Source organism: Mycoplasma sp. HS2188 (genome assembly GCF_025209835.1).
Classification (GTDB): Bacteria; Bacillota_I; Bacilli_A; order Mycoplasmatales; family Metamycoplasmataceae; genus Mycoplasmopsis.
The window spans coordinates 142,683-165,402 of sequence record NZ_JAOAOI010000002.1; the positions used below are offsets into that span (position 1 = coordinate 142,683).

Below are 22,720 nucleotides of genomic sequence, written 5' to 3' on the forward strand. Positions count from 1 at the left end.
TAATCTCAAACAAAAAATAGACTCGAAACTTTACGATTCGAGTCTATTTTTTTGTCTTAATTTACTATCAAAAAGTGGGATTTTTATATCAAAAATATTTAAGTCTAATTTGATATTTGTTGTTCAATAAATTCAATTTGTTTTTGGAATGATACGTCGAATATTCGAGCAATGATGTTTTCACTAAAATCTTCGTTTTCTTTTAAATGTGAATATATTAATTCTTTATTGTTTGGGTTGGTATATAAATCAACTAACTGTACTTTTGCTCAGTTGTCAAAATTATATTCGATTCCTGTTCTTTGTTTAAAATCGTTCTTTTTAGTTTCAAGATATGTGTTTAGTTTAGATTTTATTAATTTTAATTCTTCTTCATTTTCTGAAAAAGGAGGTGTTAAATATTTTTCGATGACAAGTTTATTAAATTCCTCCTCACCTTCGCCATCATTTATTAAGAAATAAACAAAATAGTCATAAGGTATCGAACTAACATCTATTGGTGCCTCATTTAGTCCTTTTAAAGTGAATCAATCTGGGTGAATTCTTAAATTATCCTTTTTGAAATTATATTCAACTTTATCTTCAAAAAAATAGATCATGCCAAACATAGCGTCTGTCATTGTTTTTTTACTTCTTCCTCCATAGTGTTCAGGGTAATAATCAATTATTCCATCATGACTATAGTCAAGCTCAAAACTATTTTTTGGAATTGAATATGTTCCTCATTGATCTTGTTCTTGGTATTGACCAACGTGTTCTAGAAAAATTTCATTATACAATCCAACTTTGTCAGTATCTGGTTTTACGCTTGAACCTAATAAATCAGCTAAAGTATACTCGCTTTGGTCAAAATCCAATTCCAATGTCGCTAAAGCTAATCTGAAACGATCATAACGCTCTGATGTCAATCTTCTTAGATTAGATCGAAAAGGAACGTATGGCGGCATTAATGATTGGTATTTATCTCATTTTTCGTTTAAGTATCGTGATATTACATTTTTTAAATATAACGGTGTTGCATTAGCGGGAACAATTTTTCCTTCGCTCATTCCATTTTGAATTACACCATCAAAATATATTTCCTTATTTGTGCCAGGATCTATATATCCAACTTGAATGTCAGGCAATAAGGAAGGGTAGAAAAATGTTTGTTTGAACACTTCTTCCTTTTCTTTCTTGTTGACTGGGGTTTTCATTTCAATTAAATAACCATGACTGTCTTTTTTTTCATAGTCATATCTATTTTGAATTACATTATTTTTTATTTTTGCTAGTTCAGCAGTTCCCAACTGTAATCTAACATATTCCAATCCGGAATTTTTTGCATACGAATATAATTTGCGGTTGTCGCTCATATGCTCATAATGAGAGGAAATAGTACTTATATAATATGGTAGATATTGTGTATCGTGATTTTGCACATCATCTCTGTTTGGATATTTTGAAGCAATACCATTTTTACCATCTAAAATATGTTCAGAAACTGCGCCATATCTATAAGAACTATATTGATCTGACTCTGTGTCAATAACAAATGGTTTAACGTTTCAAAATTTATCTTTTAATTGTCTATAAACATCCTTGAAGCGTTCTACTAAATCCGTCTTTTTTGGATCACTTAAAAATAAAGAGTAGGCAAATTCTTTCATTTCATAAGGACCTCAAAATTTATAACCGTTTACTCACACGTTTCATCTTAAATAAGTTGTGATAAATCTTCATGCATCCTTACCTATTTCTCTATCATAGTTATAATTTTTTAAAGATAAATAAAGTCTTTTAAGAAACACTTTACCATGCGGTGTGAATAGCACTTTATGTTCATTCTCTTTTGAAACTATAAAGTTAAGGTAATCACGTGGAAATCCATCAAAATCTGAGTTCTTAAATGGATTAATGTTGTTTATTAATTCGACCAACGGTTTGACATAGTAATCAATTTCATCTAAATTTTGACTTATTCGTTCATTTTCATAGCTATCTAGTAATCATTGCACTGGTTCTTTAATAGCAATTTTTCCATTATATATTGAATTGTAATTATATAATCCTGAATCGGTTGTTTTACTCAAAAGTTCACCTGTTTTATAAAGAAAATCGACCGCGGACTTTTCACTCAAATCTAAATTAAAATCATCTACCAATGCAGAATTTACTTTTTGCACTAAATTAGAACCTAACGAGTCGAATGCTCCGGCAAAATAAAGAAGGCTAGGCTTTACGTCGGGTAATTTACCCACATTTTTGTCAAAAAAGTCCTCAGTGGGTGCAACATTGATTTTTTTGCCTTCTATTTTTATTTTTTGTATTTTGTTTTTTAATTTTTCTAATTCAGTTTTATCATCGTTTTTGAATTCTTCTTTCAAAGCCTTGATGTTTTTTAATGCATTTTGTTTATATTCATTTTTTTGTTCTTCGCTAATTGACTCAGAGTTTTTGTTAAAAGCGTCGTATTTTTTTTCCGCTATTGCTAGATATTCATTATATTCATTGCTTTTTTGTCTTCTTAGCTTGTCATTAGCTTCTTTTAAATTTTCTATTTTTAAATTTGAATTATTGACAGGTCGATGAATCGAACATGCAGCCACGGCAGCAGTGGTTATAACCCCACCCGAAAATGCTAGAGTATTAGTCAAAATTAAAACTGTTTTTTTCTTCTTCATATGCCTCCATATTAATCTAAAAACTTTTTATAAAGGATTATACAATATTTCAGTATTATTTTACATTAAACTTTTATTATGAGCAACTTTCGCACAAATCAATGCAATTTTTGTCTAATAAAATCGTCTGTAAAATGCTATTTTATTCGAACAGATTTTAGAAAATGTAGTTCAGATACAAAAACAAAATTCAAAATGGATAGGCAGTTAAAAAACATAAAAGATCATGCACGCACAAAAAATATGAAGAAACCAAGACTCCGATAACTAAAACATTATTTGTGTGCTATTGATACTTTATGAATTAAAATAGTAAAGTTAAAGACGTCATGCCTTTCATCAAGACAATAAAATTTCTATATAAAGCTGATTAGCTTTCTGTTTTTGTTTGATTTTGCAAATAATGTATAATCGATAAAGTTTAAAAACGTAACTTTATGCGGGAGGATTATAATGAAAAAGAAATGATGTATTACAACTCTCGCGATTTTGCCAATTGTTCAAGTTGCGCTCAATTACCGAGCTTCAAATGTAAATCAAAATTGACATAAGCAAAATGATTTAGCTCATATTTCAACTAAACGTATTAATCTCGACCAGTATGATGCGAGTGATTGGATGAGTAATCTCTCTGACAATAGAAACTTGTTTTCATTGTCAATTCCAGGAACTCATGACTCAGCAATGTATAATGGATACGGCATTTACTGATTTTTTGGGAGTCTAAGAGCACAAACACAAGTGTATAGTTTTCAAGAACAACTAAAATTAGGTATCAGAGCATTTGATTTACGAAGCCAAAATGACGGTAGGTTAGTGCACGGTCCTGTTACGTCTTATCAAACATTAGATAATGCATTTTATGAATATACAAAATTTCTTGAGAAGCATCCAACGGAATTTATTTTGGTGCGTATAAAAGATGAGAATTTTAATGTTCGTGATAACAATTACGCAAGACAAGCTAATAGTGTATATCATGATGTTTTACATAAATACGAGAAGTTTTTATACAACACGGAGGGTAAATCGTATAATACTTTATCACGTGAAAGGGGTTTCAATATTCAACAATATCGTGGCAAAATTATTGTTTTGAATCATTGACACCACTTGGTTACTACTGACTTAAAAGGCGGATATCATTTTCGTGAGTTAACGGTAGAGCAAAGCATTCAGGATAAATATGATGGATTAAGTATTGATGAAAAAATTAATCTGATTACTAAACATTTTAACAAAACCAGTAATAAGGAATATTTAGAAGACAATGTATATGTAAATTTTATGTCAATGGCTGCGGGATGACGTCCCGATAATTCTTCTGCACGAATAAATCAAAGAATTGTAAATTATTTAAATCAACACCAGGAATTATCAACACTAGGCGTTGTTTTTGCTGATTATCCAGGCCCTTCATTAATTCAAGCAATCTATAAAACTAATTTTAACTATACAGATAAAATTCTTGATAATGATGGGCTTGAAAAAAATGTTAAGGACCTAAGTTTTTCTCGAATATACGATGGTGACACCGAGATAACATTGTTAATATCAGATAATATTGAAGCTTATCGCGGATTGAATTTAGAGATAAATATAGATGATGAAACGCTTCGTAGAACAATTCCTAATAATTTTAATTCAACTAAATTCGTGATTAAACTAGACAATAAAACATTAAAACAAGGACAAAATTTAACTATTAAATCTTACAAAATGACTCCAAATGATGGCTGGTATATGCAAAGAAAATACAACGAAATTAACAAAACACTGGAAATAGAAATTAATGATTTCATTATCAGCCGTAATAACATGATTAATGAAGTATATTCAATGATCATTGATTATAGTTACAATCCAGATTACAGTAACATTGTTGATTATTTACAACGCATTTTCATGACACCTTTAAGCAAAATACGGAACGGCGATAATGAAAAATTTGCCGAATTAAATAACAACTTCAATGCAATCAAAGAACAATTGAAAACTCAATTGCTTGTTTTAAATAACATTGACGATAATTTGCTTCATATTGAACAAAGAGAGTTAAATTTAAATAATTTTTTCACTAATGAAAATAGTGAAAAAATAATGAATTCCAAAGTCAATGCAATCAGTAAAATTGATAATTTATTCAGTAATAACAACACTTATATAAGTGGTGATGACATTGATGGTTTATTGACCGAAATAACAAAAAATAAACAAATTACTAGTGTTGCTATCGAGACTATTAATATTAATAAGAATGTAAATATTGCCGAAGCAAAAAAACAATTAAATAGTGTTGATTCTTCTTTTGATTTTGCTAAAAAATATTGAGTTGATGAACTAAACACAATTTTAACTAAACCAAATTATGTAATATCAGATATTGAAAATTTGAATAATATAGACAGGATAAATAAAGCGGCGGAAGATTTTAAAAATAATTTTTCAAGTCCAATGCCGAATGTTGTAAAAAATATTAATCTTGCTGTCAAAAACATTGAGATTATAAAAGAGTTTTTTGATACTGACGAAAACCGTACTTTACTTGATAAATTTACTGAAGATATTATTGAAAATATCGAGAATTTATCATCGCCTGATATTCTTAAAGAAAATGTTGAATTGTACAAAGAAAAATTACAAACTCTAAAATCTTCATTGAAAAAGGCAAAACAATATTTAGACGAAAATACCGTTTTTTCTAACAAAGCAATGCATACATTGAAAAATACAATTAATGACATCAATAATATGTTTGAAAATCAAAAACGAATTGAATTTAACATTAGCTATTTTGAAACAGCAAACAATAAAATTGATACAGATATCAAACACGCTATGCATTCAAACAATCTTTACACTGAAATTAGTGAAAAAATAGACGAAAATGATGATTTATTCAGTGAATGAAAAGAACTTTTAAAGGAAAAATTAAATCATATTAATGACATTACTGATAAATCAGTAGAGCCAATTCAAAATTTAATTAGTGATTTAAAAAATGGTGATTTTAATAATAAATTGAATAATCTAGTTCATTTAAGTCAAGCTCAAAAAGAAAGAATGTTAACAAATATTAAATCTAATATTGATATAAATGCAATTAATCAATCATTTGTCGATTTTGCATTAGTTAATGCAAAAATGTTGGAGTTAAAAGATCTTGTTGATGAATTTAGCGATTTTGAAAATTTAATAGGTTATAAACTATTACTTGATGAGAATAAAAAAGAACTATCAAACAATATACATTTGATAACTCAGTCAATAAATGATGATCTAAACATAGAAGAAATTGAACAAAAAATTTCTTACTTATTGAATAATAAAAATATTTTTAACGGGGACCAAATTATTGCTGATATTGATAATTTAATTACAAATTCAACCCAGTTATATTCATTCCAAAAGAACAAGTTTAAAGACGTTTTAAGAACTGTTGACAACTACTCAAAATTACAATCATTAAAAAAATTAATTCAACTCGAAGAACAAAATGATTTGATAAATAATGATAAAAAGTTATTTAAATTATTATCAACAACACAAGAAGAAAATGTTTTAGACGCGTTAGTAAATGCAAACAGTCAAGATGAATATCAACAAATCAAGGAAAGAACAACAGAACTAAACAATGTTGTGGGCAATGCCATTGATTTGTTGAGTAGAATTTCAAATATAGAAAATGATCAACGTTATATCAATAATTTCGAAGAAAATAAGCAAAATTTAATTGACTCCATCGATGTTTTAAAACATATTTACTTGATAAGTCAAGACTCAAACCAAATATTGAATCAAATAGGCGAGGTCGAGAAAAAAATTGAACTATTATACTCAGAATCAGAAAGATACATTCAATATCAAGAAAAAAGACAAGCACTGCAGCTATATGCAGAGACTAAGAACCGATTAAACGATGAAAAAGAACGGCTAAATAATGACCAGTATATATACAATGAAATTATTGCCAAAATTAATAATTTAATCGATCAAAGCGACCTTACTATCAGTGATGGAGCTTTAACAACTACTGAAATTAATTTAGCAAATGAGAAACTAAATGATTATTTACTGAAAATTAATGATTTAAAAATAGCTGCCAAAAACAATTATGACAAGGAACAAAGAAGATCGAATTTTGCGAATTTTTACAATGTATTTTATTTCACGATCAATGATGAAACAAAAGAGACAATCTTACCATCTAATATTGTTGCATCTCAACTGAATAAAGACAATTGCGATCCAAATTATCTAATTTCGGACATAAATTTATCAGCTAATAATGACAACGGCGAAATAACGATTTCTTATACAATCAGTACAACTGACAATGAATTTATAGATAATAAAACACAAGTAATTACTGGTTTGTTGACCACAAGTCGTGTAGAAGAAGCAAAAAGAATTGAACAAGAAAGACAACAATTGATAAATTCTCTTCAAAAATCAATCAATGATAAGTTAATTTTTTCAAAAAATAACTGAAATATAGAACAAATCCAAGATAAAATTAACGATTTTAATACTAAATTAAATCATTATTACGAGCAATCAAATTCATCTAATTTAGAACCTGTTCAAATTGACAAGATATCAAAACAAGTAGCAGATGATTTTAAGTCTACAAAGTCATTTGTTGATGATTTCATAAATCATTACCTTAATAATTTGATAAATAATACCGAATTTAAAATACCGAAAGAAAAAGATATTACGCAAATAGAAATTTCTGACATTACATCAAATATCAACGATAGTAATATCAGCCTAAAAATAGATCGTATTGAAAAAAATCTACAAGATTCAAAAATCATTATTCATTTTTCTTTGAATTATAAAAATTTAAATAAAAATGCCGAATTTGAGATTAAGGGCTTTTTGCCCAAACCATCTTTAAAACCTACAAAAAACAGTATTGCTGAAGAAAATAACAAACAAACAAAATCAGACCAAGAGCAAAAATTTTTAGACGCTCAACAAAACACTGAAAAAAGCAATATCGCAAACGAATCGCCACACAATAATCAAATACAAAAACAAAACACTGAAAAAAGCAATATCGCAAACGAATCGCCACGCAAACATCAACATCAAAATCAAAACACTAAAAATAATCCAATATTAAAACAAGAACAAAAATCGAATAAAGCTAGTTTTAATAAAAATTATCTTTGACTGCTATCAATCCCTATAGTTGGAGCACTAATTTACGGTGTAATTTTCTTCAATTCAAGGTCAAGAAAAAGATAGGAATATTAACCATGGTAATCATGGTTTTTTTATATTGCTTTGGTCAAAGCAAATTTTTTGTCGCAAAAAATTTATATTAAACAAATTGATATTAATTTTCATATTTTTTGAGATTTTAACGAGATAAGTAAATTAAATAAATTTAGTTTTTGTCCAAAAAAATAGTAAATAAGCGTTATCGGTAAACGTGCAAATGATAAATATTTACTTGTGAGTTTTCACAATTAATTTTTGCTATTCAAAAAAGGCATTTTTGATGAAAAATACTTATTTTTTAGCACTTTTTTTCTACAAAAAAATGCAAAAAAATATTTTTATTATTTTTATTTTTTGCCTCATTTTTGGTTGTTTATAATAATTATTAACCTTTAAAGGAGGTGATTATGAAAGATCGAAAAATTAAAAGAAAAAACGAATATTACTACAATTCAGTTTCACCAATAGAATACTATCAAAATGGTTTTCAAGGAAGACTAAGAAGTGTTAATTGAAATTGAATCAACGACGATAAGGACTTGGAAGTTTGAAATAGAATTACCCAAAATTTTTGACTGCCTGAAAAAATACCTGTGTCAAATGACTTAAAGTCCTGAAATACTTTAGATGAGAAATGACAACAATTGATTACAAGAACATTTACAGGGCTAACTCTACTTGATACAGTTCAAGCGACAGTATCGGATACAGCTCAAATACCACATTCAACTACCGATCATGAGCAAGTTATATATGCTAACTTTGCTTTTATGGTTGGTGTGCACGCTAGAAGCTATGGAACAATTTTTAGTACTCTATGTTCTAGCGAACAAATTGAAGAAGCTCATGAATGAGTTATAAACAATGATGCATTGCAAGCGAGAGCAAAAGCATTAATTCCATTTTATGTAGGAGATGACCCACTAAAATCAAAAGTTGCATCAGCACTTATGCCAGGGTTTTTATTATATGGTGGATTTTACTTGCCATTTTACTTAGCAGCAAGATCAAAATTGCCTAATACTAGCGACATTATTAGATTAATTTTGAGAGACAAAGTGATCCACAACTATTACAGTGGTTACAAATATCAACGCAAAGTAGAAAAATATTCTAAAGAAAAGCAAGAAGAAATGAAAAAATTTGTTTTTGACTTAACTTATAAATTGATTGATTTAGAAAAGAAATTTTTATATGAACTTTATGATGGTTTTCATTTAAGCGACGGTGAAAACTTGGCTGAAGATGCTATTAAATTTAGTTTATATAATGCTGGTAAATTTTTACAAAATCTAGGATATGATTCACCATTTAGCGAAGAAGAGACAAGAATCAAACCGGATGTATTCGCCCAATTATCTGCTAGAGCCGATGAAAATCACGATTTCTTTTCGGGAAATGGCAGTAGTTATGTTATGGGCGTTAGCGAAGAAACTGAAGATGAGGATTGAGAATTTTAATTATGAGCAAAGATTACATTAAATTAGATGAGGTTATTCAACCAAAAGGTGAAATTCACTGTGTTTATTTCACAACAAATACTAAAAATACAGAAACTTTCGTAAACAAATTAGGTTTTAAATCAACTGCTATACCATATAGTATTGAGGAAAAAATCAGTGTTGATTTTGATTATGTATTATTTTGCCCTACCTATTCGGGCGGTGGGGAATTTCGTGAGGGTGCCGTACCTAAACAAGTAATCCAATTTTTAAACAACGAGCAAAATAGAAAACATTGCCGTGGTGTTATCAGCTCAGGCAATACCAATTTTAATGATACCTACGCTATTGCTGGTGCAATAATTTCAAATAAATTAAAAGTTCCTTTGCTTTATCAATATGAGTTGAGAGGGACAAAAGCGGACGTAGAAAATGTGCAAAAAACACTAATTAATTTTTGAGGAAAACATGAATAACGAGACAAAAAATAAATTGAATGATGAAGACGACAAATATATTGCTTTAAACGCAATTGCAGGAATTAAATTCAATGGGAAACATGATTTTAGTGCAGATAAAGAGGCAGTAAAAAGGTATTTAATTTCACACGTAGAACCAAAAACAAGAAAGTTTGAAAATGAACAACAAAGACTGAATTTTTTATTGAAAAATCACTATTACGAGCAAAATTTAATCGATAAATATGGCCTTGACAATGTTCTTTCATTGACTGATTACGCATTGAGTTTAAAACACGAATTTCCTAGTTTTATGGGAGTTTTTAAATTCTATTCAACATATTGTTTGAAATCGTTTGATGAGAGTGAGTATTTAGAAACATATTCACACAGAGTGTTGATGAATGCTCTTTTATTAGCCGATGGCAATATTGAGCTTGCAAAATCGTTAATCAAAGATATCATTGATGGTTGTTTTCAACCGGCAACTCCAACATTTTTAAACGCTGGTAAAAAACAACGTGGCGAGTATGTATCGTGTTATTTATTGCGTGTCGAAGACAATATGGAATCAATAGCGAGAGCAATTTCAACATCATTACAATTATCAAAAAGAGCCGGCGGAGTCAGTTTGTGTCTAACAAATTTACGTGAGTTTGGTGCACCAATTAAAAAATTAGAAAATCAATCATCTGGAATAATTCCTGTAATGAAAATATTAGAAGACTCATTTAGTTATGCTAATCAATTGGGACAAAGACCAGGTGCTGGTGCGGTTTATTTAAATGTTCACCACCCAGATGTATTATCTTTTTTAGATACAAAACGTGAAAACGCTGATGAAAAAATAAGAATTAAATCATTATCATTAGGCTTAATTGTGCCTGATATTACATTCCAATTAGCTAAGGAAAATAAAGATATGGCTTTATTTTCGCCTAAAGATATCAAAGATTATTATGGCGTATCAATGAGCGACATTTCAATTACTGAAAAATATGATGAATTATTATTTAATCCAAAAATTAAAAAAACATTTATTAGTGCTCGTAAATTATTCCAAACAATTTCAGAACTTCATTTCGAATCAGGTTACCCATATATTCTTTTTGATGATACAGTAAATGCCAATAACGCACATCGAAAACAAGGAAGAATAGTAATGTCTAACTTGTGTTCAGAAATTGCACAAGTTTCAACTGAAACCGATTATTACAGTGATTTAACAATCAAACAATTAGGTCAAGATATTTCATGTAATCTAGGAAGTTTAAACATTGATAAACTTATGAAATCTGGTACTGATTTTGAAAATGTTGTACAACGATCAATTAGAGCACTAGACACTGTTTCACGTGTTGCTGATTTATCATCAGCGCCAAGTATTCAAAATGGTAATAATAAAAATCACGCCTTAGGTTTAGGGGCAATGAATATGCACGGCTTTTTAGCAACACACAATATCTATTACAATTCTGAAAAAGCTTTGGACTTTACTAACATTTTCTTTTACACTGTTGCTTATTATGCTTATAAAGCATCAAATATGTTAGCACGTGAAAAAGGCAAATTCAAAAACTTTGAGATATCAGATTATGCCAACGGTAAATATTTAGAGAAATATACTGCTTGTGAAAATGACAAATTTACTCCTAAAACACAAGAAGTTGCTGACATTTTCAATAAATATTCAGTAAAAATACCAACAAAAGCTGATTGAATTGAATTAGATAAACAAATTCAAAAATATGGTTTAGCCAACTCTCATCTAATGGCGATTGCACCAACTGGAAGTATTTCGTACCTATCTTCATGTACCCCTTCACTTCAACCTGTAGTAGCTCCTGTCGAAGTTCGTAAAGAAGGTAAAGTTGGTAGAGTTTATGTACCTGCATACAACATAAACAACGAAAATATTCAATTTTATCAAGATGGTGCCTATGAACTAGGACCTAATCCGATAATTGACTTGGTGGCAACTGCGCAACAACACGTAGATCAAGCAATATCATTAACATTGTTTATGACAGACAAAGCAACAACCAGAGATTTAAATAAAGCCTACATTAGAGCATTTAGTAAAAAATGTAGCTCAATTTACTACGTTAGAGTTCGTCAAGAAGTGCTAGAAGGTAGTGAAAATCTTGAGTGTGAATCTTGCATGATTTAATCGCTCATCATAAATATTAAACATTTTATAGGTGCAATTCATATTGCATCTTTTTAAATTCAATATTAGGTGTAAAATATTAACAACAGAATATTTTTATACTTTTATTTTGTGTATAGAAATTATCAAATAACTAAAGTGTTCTTATTTTTAAGTGTTTATCATAAAAAATGCTAATTCGTCATTAATAAATGCCTAAAAAAATGTTTTTGATATAATTTTTATTTTAATTAGTAATAAAATATCTATATATTCTATAAGTCTAATATTAATGGGGTAAAAATGAAATTTTTAAAAAACAAAAAAACAAAAAAAATAGCTCTTTCGCTTTTATCGACTGTCACAATAGCCTCAGTTGTTACAACAACTGTATATTTCAGCACGTCAAAACCAGCAGATTCAATCGATTATCAAAGCAATGCAAAAGTTAATGAAAAATTCATACCAAAAGATAATTTAGATTTAGAAAATACCGTTAGATCTATCCTTGATAATAACATTAGAGAAATAGAAAAACCTATTGAAAAACCAAAACCAAAACCACAACCCAAACCTGAACCACCTAAAAAGATTGAAATTGTAAAGACAGATACTGAACCTAAACCGGAGCCAAAACCCAAACCTGAACCACCAAAACCAAAACCCGAACAACCCAAACCCAAACCAAAACCTGAAATTAAGCCAACACCTAAACCACAACCAAAGCCGGATGTTCAAATACTTGATGATGATAAAAAAGTTGCCTACGAAGACAACTTAACTAACATAACGATAGCGGGTGTTGATGTTCACGCAGAGGTTGAACTACCAAGAAGACGTCAAGTTTACAACTATGATGTGCGTAACAAAATTACTAACCCCAACCCTTATCAAAATAACACTGTTGGTAAAATTATTCACGTAGATGTTACTAATGAATTGAGGGAAGGCGTTATTAAACAAGCAAAAGACTCACCGGTTGGTATTAATGGATCGGGAATCAAAACTTTGGTTGGTTATATAAGCGAAATCCAAGATAAGAACGCCAAAAACATTGATAGTTTTATTGGACAAAACCAAGCATATTGAGATAAAGAATTTTGAAAATGACGCAGATTATTCGACAGTGATAAGGTCAAAGAATTTCTTAACGATGAAGGAAAACAACAATATGACACGATGGATTTTCAAGGTAGCAAGCAATGAAGATATGTTTGATTGTATCAACATCTAGATTTTAATAAATTCACTAAAATCTCTGCTACTGCCGAAAAATACTTAGCACAAGGTTATGTTTTAGACCCACGTGAAACATATTTCACTGAAAACGGAGAATTGGAGTCAAGTGTTTGAAATCTGCCTGATGAATTTAATGGCACAATTTCGAGATTAAAAAGAGATAACCTTACTCGTCGTGTATTCAGTTATGATACTCAATGAAACAGAAGCCCAGAAGATATCAAAAACGGGACTTATCCAGGTTGAAGTAGCAGTGATGTTACTCGTACTCACAAAGCATTTAGAGATATTGTAACCTATGGCGATGGTGTAAAAATCATTCAAATGAAAAGAAATAATCCAATTGATGATCCTAAACAAATTAACGAAGGACTGGTTTTAGAAATCGATGCGGCCAATACTGCCGGTTATGATAAAACTATTCGTTTAATTCGAAGAGTTAAAGAACAAAATCTTAATGTTGTTTCGTACAGAATAAAAAATATGGGTGAAAATGATAGTGCCCAAGCATTCAAACCTATTCTTAGAGAATTGCCAAACGAAATACAACAGCTTGAACTTTACTTTAGTGATCGGGCAACAAACACTGGTTCTCTAATTGAATTAGAAAACAAAAGAATTAAAGAATTGGCATTGTACACACTTGGTAATTCTCTACTTGATATTTGAAGTATTAACCCACTTTCACTTAGAAATACTGAGTGAATCAATACCAATGACTACAATGTTAGTTCAGAATTCGCTAATAACGTTACCGCAATTTCACGTATTACATTTGACACATTAGCTTTTGATGCTCAAGATTACGATGAAAACTCACAATATCCATACGAAAGAATCAATCTAGGTTTAAGAATGGCATATTATGCTCGTAATAACGAGCCTTTCTTCCAAGGTGGATATGGACCGGGTCTAGATGTGGATCACAACGAAGGTGGCAATAGTTATCCAACTGGACTTGACTTCACTAGAGTGCCTAAAATTAGATCATTACACGGCTTAGTATTTAAGGACCAAATTAAACAAAGTAATGCTCCACGTAAAATTTGGAGAGCAACATTCTATAACAATGATAAATATTTTGAAATTGGTGCAAAAGATTTAGATTCACCAGGACTAGAAAACTTCGCTCCACCAGCACCAGGGATGAGACCAAAAATTAAATTTTCAAATGGTACTACGACTATCGGTTTTAGAATCAATGAAGATATTAACTCAAGAGCAATTGCTAATTTAGCACGTTTTAGAGAATTAGCTAGAAATGAAGATCCTTTATTTCCAGGTAAAGTATTAGTTTCAGCGGATATTCCAAACAGCGAATCATTAATTAATAGATTACGCGGCGCTGGTTTCGATGTTGAAATTGACAATGGAATTGAATTCCAATAATGAGAGGAAAATATGAAAACTAAAAAATGATACTTGATGCTTTCACTTTTAGGCATATCAGCAACAACTCCAATGGTTGCTGCAGCTTGTGCAAAAAGTGACAGTGTAAGCGATATCGACAATAACAAACAAAAAAATCCCCCAACAACACAAACACAAAATAACTCAAAAGATGTTTCTTTTGATAATTTAACATCATTAAGTTTTGATGAATTATTTGACGCTAATTTTGGATTTGATTCAAGTTTAAGTAGATCGGAAATTGATGCTCTATCATTGTCAAAAGATGCTACTAATTTAGTGCACTTAACTTTTAAAAATAATTTAGCAAATAATTTTGATTTTAACTTAATAGGTGTTAATACTGCAGCGGACGCAAATATTACTGGTTTAGCTCAATTTAGCATTGAAATTACTGATAAAAAAGACAAAACAAAAAGCATTATTAAGAGTTTTGATTTAAGCGGTTTTAAAAAGACAGCTTACGGCGCAGACAGTAATGGGAACATTCCTTTTGATTCAACAAAAAATGTTGTAACAAACACATACATCAATTCTAACCAAATGGAAAGATACAAATTAGATAATGAAGAATATTTAACCGAATTGAAACACCAATATCACGATCAACCAGAAAACAGCGTGCGTGAAGAATTAAATTACACCCCTTCTTATGCACAAAAATTCAATGATTTAGCCGACGAAGCGAAAATACCAACATATGAGGATGGAGTTTATAAAGGATTTACCTTGCCTAAATTTAATCCTGATGGTAGTTTTGGCGGTTTATCAATCCACTCTGGTTCAGTTCCGACAAAATACTCAAAAACAGACTTTTTAGGTGATAGAAATATTTTCCAATCAATCGGGTTAGCTCGTTTATTGCCAAATGAAAAGTATAGAGATATTGCCTATCAAACTGTGTCAGCAAGTTTTACATACGCCAATGATTTTGAAGTCGAAATAAATGAATTGCAAGCAAAAATTGCCAAAATGACTGAGTGAAAAAACAATAATCAAAATCAAAGATTAGCAGAGTACATAGAAGCTCTTGTCAATATTGAAAAAGAAAAAATTGAATATCTTAAATACGAATTGAAACAAACTTTAGAACACCCCGAAACAGCAGAGAGAGATAAAGACGGAATTAGAGCTAGTTATCAAAATCAAATCGATGAAATCAATAGAAACATTGAAGAAAATATTAAAAAATTAACTTTTGATGCGGTTATAGCCGGTTGACAAAAAGAAATCCAGGATTTTGAAAAACAAAAAAATTCAGCCAGAAATTATCTTAGTTCATCAGGAACAATGTGAATATTAGATTACGCAAAACCTGCAAATGGTGGCTACCCAACTAAATGATATTTTGGTACAAACTCACACGTGGCAAGAATTTTTCAACGTGAAGGTTTCACAGGTTTTGGAATTACCATTCTTAAGTCATCGCCTGAAGTTGGTTTAAATACTAAATTAAAAATAAACGGCTTAGATCCACATTTTGACACATATATATTTGGTGGCCCAAATGTTAAAAAAGCTGTTACAAGAATTTACGATGGTACTGACTATCTAAAATCATCTCCAACTGAATACCTTGATCAAAAAGATAAAAAAGAGTATGCTGGCGTTGAAGAAATGATTGATTTTGCAGTGGTTGAAATTGATTTTTCAAAACTACAATTAGATACTGAGAATACTTTTTCTCTTAGAAATAATAACAATGATATAAGCAATGATTTTGTTACTGCTAATTCAGGAAATTGAGCTGAAAACTTAGCTCGTGCTATGACTAATAATTATGCAGAATTAGACGAAAGTAAAAAAGTTAAATTCCTTGGAAATTCATATCTAAAAGACTATGAAAAAATTAATTATGATTTAGTTATTAGAAAAGGTGTTCAACCTAAACAAACAGATCAATTATTTGCTTTAGGTTACCCAAGATCAACCGAAGATTTCTTCCTAGATAAATATGCCGATCATGATCAATATAGAGTAAAAGACTCATACGAAAGTCTATGAATAAACTCAGATTATCAATTCTACTACAGTGTACCAACTTCGGAAGGTGGAACACCAAGTACACCAAAAGAAAAATTGGATAGAGGAAATTACTTAAGTTACCAAATTGGTTATCGTTCATTTATTGATAAACCTGGTCTAAACGATGGCTTTATTGTAAGCCCAATTCGTGGAAACAATATTTACACAACTCTTGACGATAATTATCAATCTCACAAATATTTTAACTCAGGTCTTCAATACATGCTAAGACACTTTGTTCCAATTGGTGGTTCATCTGGCTCGAGTGTTAGAAATCAAGATAATAGATTAGTTGGTGTTCACAGCACCATTATCAAAGATGCACGTACAGATTTTGTTGCTGCATTTAGATCTGAAGGTTGAGATTATAGAGGCGCTTATGGTAAATACAATTTAGAGCAATATGACTTAATCTATGGTGGCGGAAGAGATCAAAAAACTTCATATAGACAAGCACTACAGAAAAAATATGGTGGTCAATTCAAAACACAATTGTTCGCTAATGGTGTATCAGACAACGACATTCCTGATGAATTCAAATTTAATACACAAGATTTATTGAATAAAAAAGCAACCCAATAGCTTGCAGAAAGGAATTTGACATGTTAGACACTAAAATTGATAATAAGCGTGTTTATGATGATTATCAGTCTTTGCTCAATAAACAAAAGAGAAATATTTCGACTAAAATTTACCAATGAGTACTGATATCTTTGCTTTTTATCACAACCCTTTTGTTATTTCTTTTTGCAGATAAAACCTTATTAAGTATTGAAATTATTGAAAAAATTAGTGGTGTAAAAAATAACTACGGAATTTATTTTAATAACACCAACGCTAGTTATAAAGAGATAAACGCTATTGTTTTTATTAGAATGACATTACTGCTTTTCGTCTTCATTTATCCTTTTTCAAAAGCATTTGGAGATTTAAGGTTAAACAAAGAAAAAGTTCAATATTATTGACCTTGATTTATATCTTATACACTGATTTCATTGACTGCATTTTTCTTGTTATTCTTCTTTCATTCGTTTATCAATAAAGACACCTTTATTGCAGTATCTGTCTTATTATTGGTTACATTTCTAAGTGATTTTACACACTCAATATTTAATTTCTATCTGAAAAGAAAAAGCGATCCTATCAATGGTGGTAATCGCAATATTTTAATCATTTCCCAAGTATTTAAATTTGCATTATTCATTATCGCAATAACAATCTTTTTTACTTGAAGTTCAAGTGGAAAATTATTATTACAAGACAATAAATTTGCTAATTGATTTAAAGACCTATTTGAGGTCAAAAAAGCAGCAAATTTAGCGATAATCATTGCTCTATTTGTTGGTTTTTCACTTGTTTTCTTCTTTGCTATTTACGATAAAATTAATATTTTAATATTGAAGCAATATTCTAAAGAATACTTAAAACAAAAGTTATTATTCAATCTAATCATTTTATTCGCTTTACTGTTATGAAGCATCAGAATAATGACTTTACTAAAAACAACAAGAAACATTTTTGATGAGGAAGTTAAAACTAATAATTATTTATCATTGCTATTTATTTTAGTTCCTGTTCTACTCTTTGTAACTTATTTTGTTATCAATGTTATTCCTAAATTTAGAAATAAAGGGATTTTAATGAACACATTGATATTTGCAACATTTAATACTATTCTTTGACTAGCATTTGCAATTTTTTCATTGAAATCAACTGATACCAAAATTGACCTTATCGTTTTATTTAGCTCAATAATTTCTTCGCTTATTATTCTTGCGATATTTATGTATAAGAATTACTCACTAGCCAAAACAAGTATTATTTTCATTATTTTATTGACAATTATTAGTATTATCGTTTTAAGCATATTTAGCTTTTCACAATTGCTAATATCAAAAGGCAATAATGAATTAAGTTTCATTAACTCGAGTTTAAGTATTCCGCAAATATTCGCAATTATTCAGGTAAGTATTTCTATCGCATTCTTAATTGCTGCAATCGCCCAATTTTGAATAGTAATTTTCAAAATCAACAACGCAAAATCAATCTATAAAAACGAGGTAAAAGATGAAAAATAGCAAAATTTCCAAAAAAGAACTTCATAATCTAAAATTGCAAACTGAATTAACATTATTCAATTTGTATGATGCTTACGAACAAAAAAGACAAAGCAAAAATTTTATTTCTTTTCAACAATTGCACGCATCAATATTACTTTCGATTGGCGAAGGTTTTGAATCTAAAGTCTTCAAAACTATCGAAGAGAGAGTTCAATTAGCACTTAGCAAAAAATATGACATTATTTTTAATAAATTCATTATCAGTTTTGGCAGAATAATTAAATTTAGCCAACATATTTTATTGCCAATATTAACTAAAGAAGAATCATCGTCTAATGATGTTGTTGTTCTTTCTCACGATCCTGAGCTTTCAGTTTCAAGATACTTAGTTAAATTAAATCAAGAAATAGATAAATTGATTGATAAAGGTGATTTTGTGGAAGTTATTCCTAATACGATTTTGTATCGTTCGAAACAATCTAATAATTTAAAATTGTCATTTAGCAAAGAAATGCTATCAACAATTAAGGAATAACTATGCATTTTAAGAAAATTGAACAGAAAAAAATAAGTTTAGAAAACATCTATACTCGTGTTAACAATGATAAAAATATTTTGTTGATTGAGATTATGAAGCTGAACAAAAAACTAAGGTTTTATGTTGATAATGCTTTAACAAACAAAAATTTAATAACCAATTTGCGCAAAGAATACAATATTAAAAACAGTTTTATTCAGAAAAAATCATTCACTAATGCTTTTGTTAGCAAAATGTTAAGAAAGATATTTGGTAAAAAACGTGAGTTGTGAATTTATTTAACTGAAGAACAAAAACACTCAACAGACTCGTACACACGTTATGAAAAAACGATTTTGCAAAACGTGAAAAAAGTTCAAGCCGATTTTATAGCAATTGGAGATAAGGCTATTGATTTTGTCAATAACAATAAGTTAAATTTAATTAAATCATTTAAACAAAATGAAGCAAAAATGAATATTGCCAAAGAATTGACTTTTTTAATTAAATACCTTTATATTGATGAAGGCTATGACAGTGTTCGTTTTGTTATTAATACCAATAAAAATTTTAAAAACGCTTTTACAGTTCTTCCGTTAGAAAACTTTGATGTTGACCAACTATCAAATGAAGTTAAACAGCCAATCTTAAAACCGGTTAAAAAATATGAAATTTACCCTAACTTAGAGGAATTTATTGATAACGAAATAAACATATTTTTATCAAACGCTATCCACTCTTTAATCATTGAATCGTATTTTTACAACGCTAAAAATAATTTAATTAGTACGAACCAGATTATTAAACAATTGGATGAAGATATTCTTAAATTAAACAAAAAAATAATTAAATATAAACGTGAAAAAGAAATCGAAGACATTGTTATGTTTTTCAGAAAAAAAAGAGAGGAGTAAAATGAATAATAAATTTAACATTCAAATTAACTCGCTTTCAAATGTTTCCTTAAATTTCAAAAACGCAATGTTATATTTAAATATTAGTGAATTTGGTGAATGAATTACTATAAAAAATGATTCTATAGCTAGCTACGAGATGACTTTAATTAAAATAAAATCGAACAATAAACCTGATTTTTATTTGTTTATCGAAAACGCTAATATTGTTGTCGAAAATGACTGTATTATAATCAACACTTTTTCTAATATTAAGTTAATGGTCAGTGATAAAAATAATTTTGAAAAAAACCGATTTAAAAACGAATTAAAAGCAATAAATGCCCAAATTAATTATCTATCAGCAAGTCAAAATATCGGTATTAAACTTGATGAAGTTGCTAAACTCTACGAGTTGAAACAAAAACAATTTGAAGTGCAAATGTTGTTAGAATTTTCTTTAATTGAATATGAAGGAGTCTATAATGAGTAGAAAAAAAAGATTCATTTATTCATTAGGTTCAATAACTTCACTTTCATTGCCATTAGCATTTATTAGTGCAGGTGAAGACGGAAGCAGTAATCAACCTAGTTCCACAGAAAATTCTAATGAATTTGATAATAGCACAGTCGAACAACCAAAAGATTATGACCCTTCGTTTTCAACCTTTAAAAATTTCACTACCCAAAGACTTAACGAGGCATTGACCAAAATGCCTGACGTGGTCATTGGAGCAATTAAAAATGAAATTTTAAAACTTAAAAACGACGACAAGATAGAGTATCGTAAGTCGCTTTCAAAACAAATTTATCTTTATGCTTTATTAGATTTTTTTGAAGCAAACAAAGATGATATTAAACAAAATCCTGATAAATATGGATTTTACATTACATTTCCAAACGTAGTGTCTAAATTGAGATTATATGATCGTGGTAGCGTTGAATATAACGGAAAAATTTACGATAATGTAATTTTTGGTGCTAAGAGCGTGACTGATGTTGATGCTAAATACGAAAGAGTCGTATCTAATCCTGGGGCTGATATTAAGGTTCAAACATCAAATGAAAAAAACTTTACCGATCGAGATTTTTTCGAAAAAACTATTCGTAAATATACCGATGAATTATTGAAAAGATCGATGGAAATTTCTTTCAATGAGTCTGACGTTTTATTGCTTGATAAAGATATTGAATTAAGACACGAAAAAATAACAAAAGATACAGTTACATTCAATGGTTTTAGTGTAACAACACCAAAAGGTTTTGACTCGTGAAATAGCTATATAGTAGCAAAAATTAAGCCACGTTTTGTTGATTTTGACTTAACACAAAACCAAGAATTTGTTCCTGAACAACAAAAACAACAAGAACAAACATCACCACCCAATGTGCCACCATTAGTGCCTAATGATAATGCACCTTCAGAACCTGAAGTGGTACCACCAAATACTATTGCTGAAGCCATCCCAAGTTTAGTTCCCTTTGTGCGTGCTGAACACGCAAACAAATCACTGGCTGAATTAAATGCCTTAGCTATTTCTAAGGCAAAAGGTGTGTTCTTCTTCAATAACCCAATCAATACACGTTTTGAATATGAAGTCGAAGCAGTTCAAAATGGGCAAGCAAAAGTTGCTGTGTTTGAAAAAAGTAAACCTAATCTAAAACGTGTATATAATGTTGAATTTAATCTTACAAACAATAATGATCCTATATTACAAAAAATTCGTTACACAAACATAGAATCAATAAAAAACGCTGTATTGCGTTTCTATGAATCACTGGGCTTAGACGAAAATATTGAATATAAAAAACTAAGTGACTCAGTTTTAGCTAATACTTTTTTTGGTATGGTTGATTTATTTGTTAAATCAATTTATTCAGACATATTTGTTAATGACCAAGAAAAAGAAATTGAAAACTGAAGACAAAAAATCAATAATGTTACTGACGAAAAATCTTTTAAGGCAGTAGCTAAACAGGCAAGATTAATGTTTATTTCATTTATTTCTGCAACTAGATTTAACGATTCAAAAACTTGGGTTGCAATTCCTAAGGCATATGATACTTTTGTTCAAAGATATCAGGTCGATGTATTTAGATTGAATAAAAAAATGATCATTAAAAACCTTGATTTAATGAACAAAGAATTTAAATCTAAACTTAATAACAATACCGATTACACAATTGCCACAATTGATAAATTTTTCAATAAAACCACTCGTGATGTATCTTTATTAAAAGCAAATGCCGAATCAAAACCACGTAATCTTGACGCTTGATATAATCAGTATTTAAATCAAGTTAGTGACGTGCGCAAAAACTTTGCTATTTTAAGAACATTGGCTAATTCGGTAGAAGTAACCGATAGCAATTATCAAGAATATGATGCTGCATATCAAGAAGCATTGAAACAAAACGGCGAAAGAAAAGCGAAAGTTGAGAATATTAAAAAGCAACTTGGTATTTCAACACTTGTGTTGGGTTCACTGATCTTTGCACTATTTATTATCTTAATTTCTCTAAACATAAAAACTATCAAACAAAAAAAATTAAGAAACGTATATATCACTTTATTAGGAATTGCACTCAGCGTCATGATTGCCGGTGTATTGCTAATGCTAATATAGAAAGG

At 29.4% G+C, this 22,720-nt stretch carries 12 protein-coding genes; 11 read left to right on the plus strand and 1 reads right to left on the minus strand.

All coding sequences use genetic code 4. The features are described 5' to 3' along the window. Nucleotides 1-104: 104 nt before the first annotated feature. On the minus strand, nt 105-2,663 hold the full coding sequence (locus N1F73_RS01495) for a hypothetical protein (RefSeq protein ID WP_260359628.1): 2,559 nt from the start codon (nt 2,661-2,663) through the stop codon (nt 105-107). A 453-nt stretch (nt 2,664-3,116) separates the two neighbouring features. Between N1F73_RS01495 and N1F73_RS01500 the strand changes: the two genes are divergently transcribed. The 11 genes from N1F73_RS01500 to N1F73_RS01550 all read left to right on the plus strand — a co-directional run bounded on the left by N1F73_RS01500 (nt 3,117) and on the right by N1F73_RS01550 (nt 22,715). After that, the gene (locus N1F73_RS01500; RefSeq protein ID WP_260359629.1) at nt 3,117-7,919 is read left to right on the plus strand and encodes a hypothetical protein; all 4,803 of its coding nucleotides are present in this window, start codon (nt 3,117-3,119) and stop codon (nt 7,917-7,919) included. A 383-nt stretch (nt 7,920-8,302) separates the two neighbouring features. After that, on the plus strand, nt 8,303-9,355 hold the full coding sequence (gene nrdF / locus N1F73_RS01505) for a class 1b ribonucleoside-diphosphate reductase subunit beta (RefSeq protein ID WP_260359631.1): 1,053 nt from the start codon (nt 8,303-8,305) through the stop codon (nt 9,353-9,355). A gap of 2 nt (nt 9,356-9,357) precedes the next feature. Beyond that, nucleotides 9,358-9,813: a class Ib ribonucleoside-diphosphate reductase assembly flavoprotein NrdI gene (gene nrdI / locus N1F73_RS01510; RefSeq protein WP_260359642.1), complete on the plus strand. Its 456-nt coding sequence runs from the start codon at nt 9,358-9,360 to the stop codon at nt 9,811-9,813. Continuing rightward, the gene (gene nrdE / locus N1F73_RS01515; protein WP_260359645.1) at nt 9,806-11,965 is read left to right on the plus strand and encodes a class 1b ribonucleoside-diphosphate reductase subunit alpha; all 2,160 of its coding nucleotides are present in this window, start codon (nt 9,806-9,808) and stop codon (nt 11,963-11,965) included. The genes nrdI and nrdE overlap by 8 nt, the downstream gene beginning before the upstream one ends. 282 nt (nt 11,966-12,247) lie before the next feature. Then, complete coding sequence (locus N1F73_RS01520; RefSeq protein WP_260359647.1) at nt 12,248-14,572, plus strand: putative immunoglobulin-blocking virulence protein; 2,325 nt, start codon at nt 12,248-12,250, stop codon at nt 14,570-14,572. A 12-nt stretch (nt 14,573-14,584) separates the two neighbouring features. Then, nucleotides 14,585-17,200 (plus strand): Ig-specific serine endopeptidase MIP, encoded by a 2,616-nt coding sequence (gene mip, locus N1F73_RS01525; protein ID WP_260359648.1) that lies wholly within the window; start codon nt 14,585-14,587, stop codon nt 17,198-17,200. A 20-nt stretch (nt 17,201-17,220) separates the two neighbouring features. After that, nucleotides 17,221-18,696 (plus strand): MSC_0624 family F1-like ATPase-associated membrane protein, encoded by a 1,476-nt coding sequence (locus tag N1F73_RS01530; RefSeq protein ID WP_260359649.1) that lies wholly within the window; start codon nt 17,221-17,223, stop codon nt 18,694-18,696. Next, complete coding sequence (locus tag N1F73_RS01535; RefSeq protein ID WP_260359650.1) at nt 18,686-19,213, plus strand: DUF2714 domain-containing protein; 528 nt, start codon at nt 18,686-18,688, stop codon at nt 19,211-19,213. The genes N1F73_RS01530 and N1F73_RS01535 overlap by 11 nt, the downstream gene beginning before the upstream one ends. A gap of 2 nt (nt 19,214-19,215) precedes the next feature. Further along, the gene (locus N1F73_RS01540; protein ID WP_260359651.1) at nt 19,216-20,109 is read left to right on the plus strand and encodes an MSC_0622 family F1-like ATPase gamma subunit; all 894 of its coding nucleotides are present in this window, start codon (nt 19,216-19,218) and stop codon (nt 20,107-20,109) included. Nucleotide 20,110: 1 nt separating this feature from the next. Beyond that, nucleotides 20,111-20,581 carry an MSC_0621 family F1-like ATPase epsilon subunit gene (locus tag N1F73_RS01545; protein WP_260359652.1) on the plus strand — a complete coding sequence of 157 codons (471 nt, stop codon included), beginning with the start codon at nt 20,111-20,113 and terminating at the stop codon, nt 20,579-20,581. Further along, entirely contained in the window at nt 20,574-22,715 is a 2,142-nt protein-coding gene (locus tag N1F73_RS01550; protein ID WP_260359653.1) for an MSC_0620 family F1-like ATPase-associated subunit, read from the plus strand. Before N1F73_RS01545 ends, N1F73_RS01550 begins: the two co-directional genes overlap by 8 nt. The last annotated feature ends 5 nt before the right edge of the window (nt 22,716-22,720 follow it).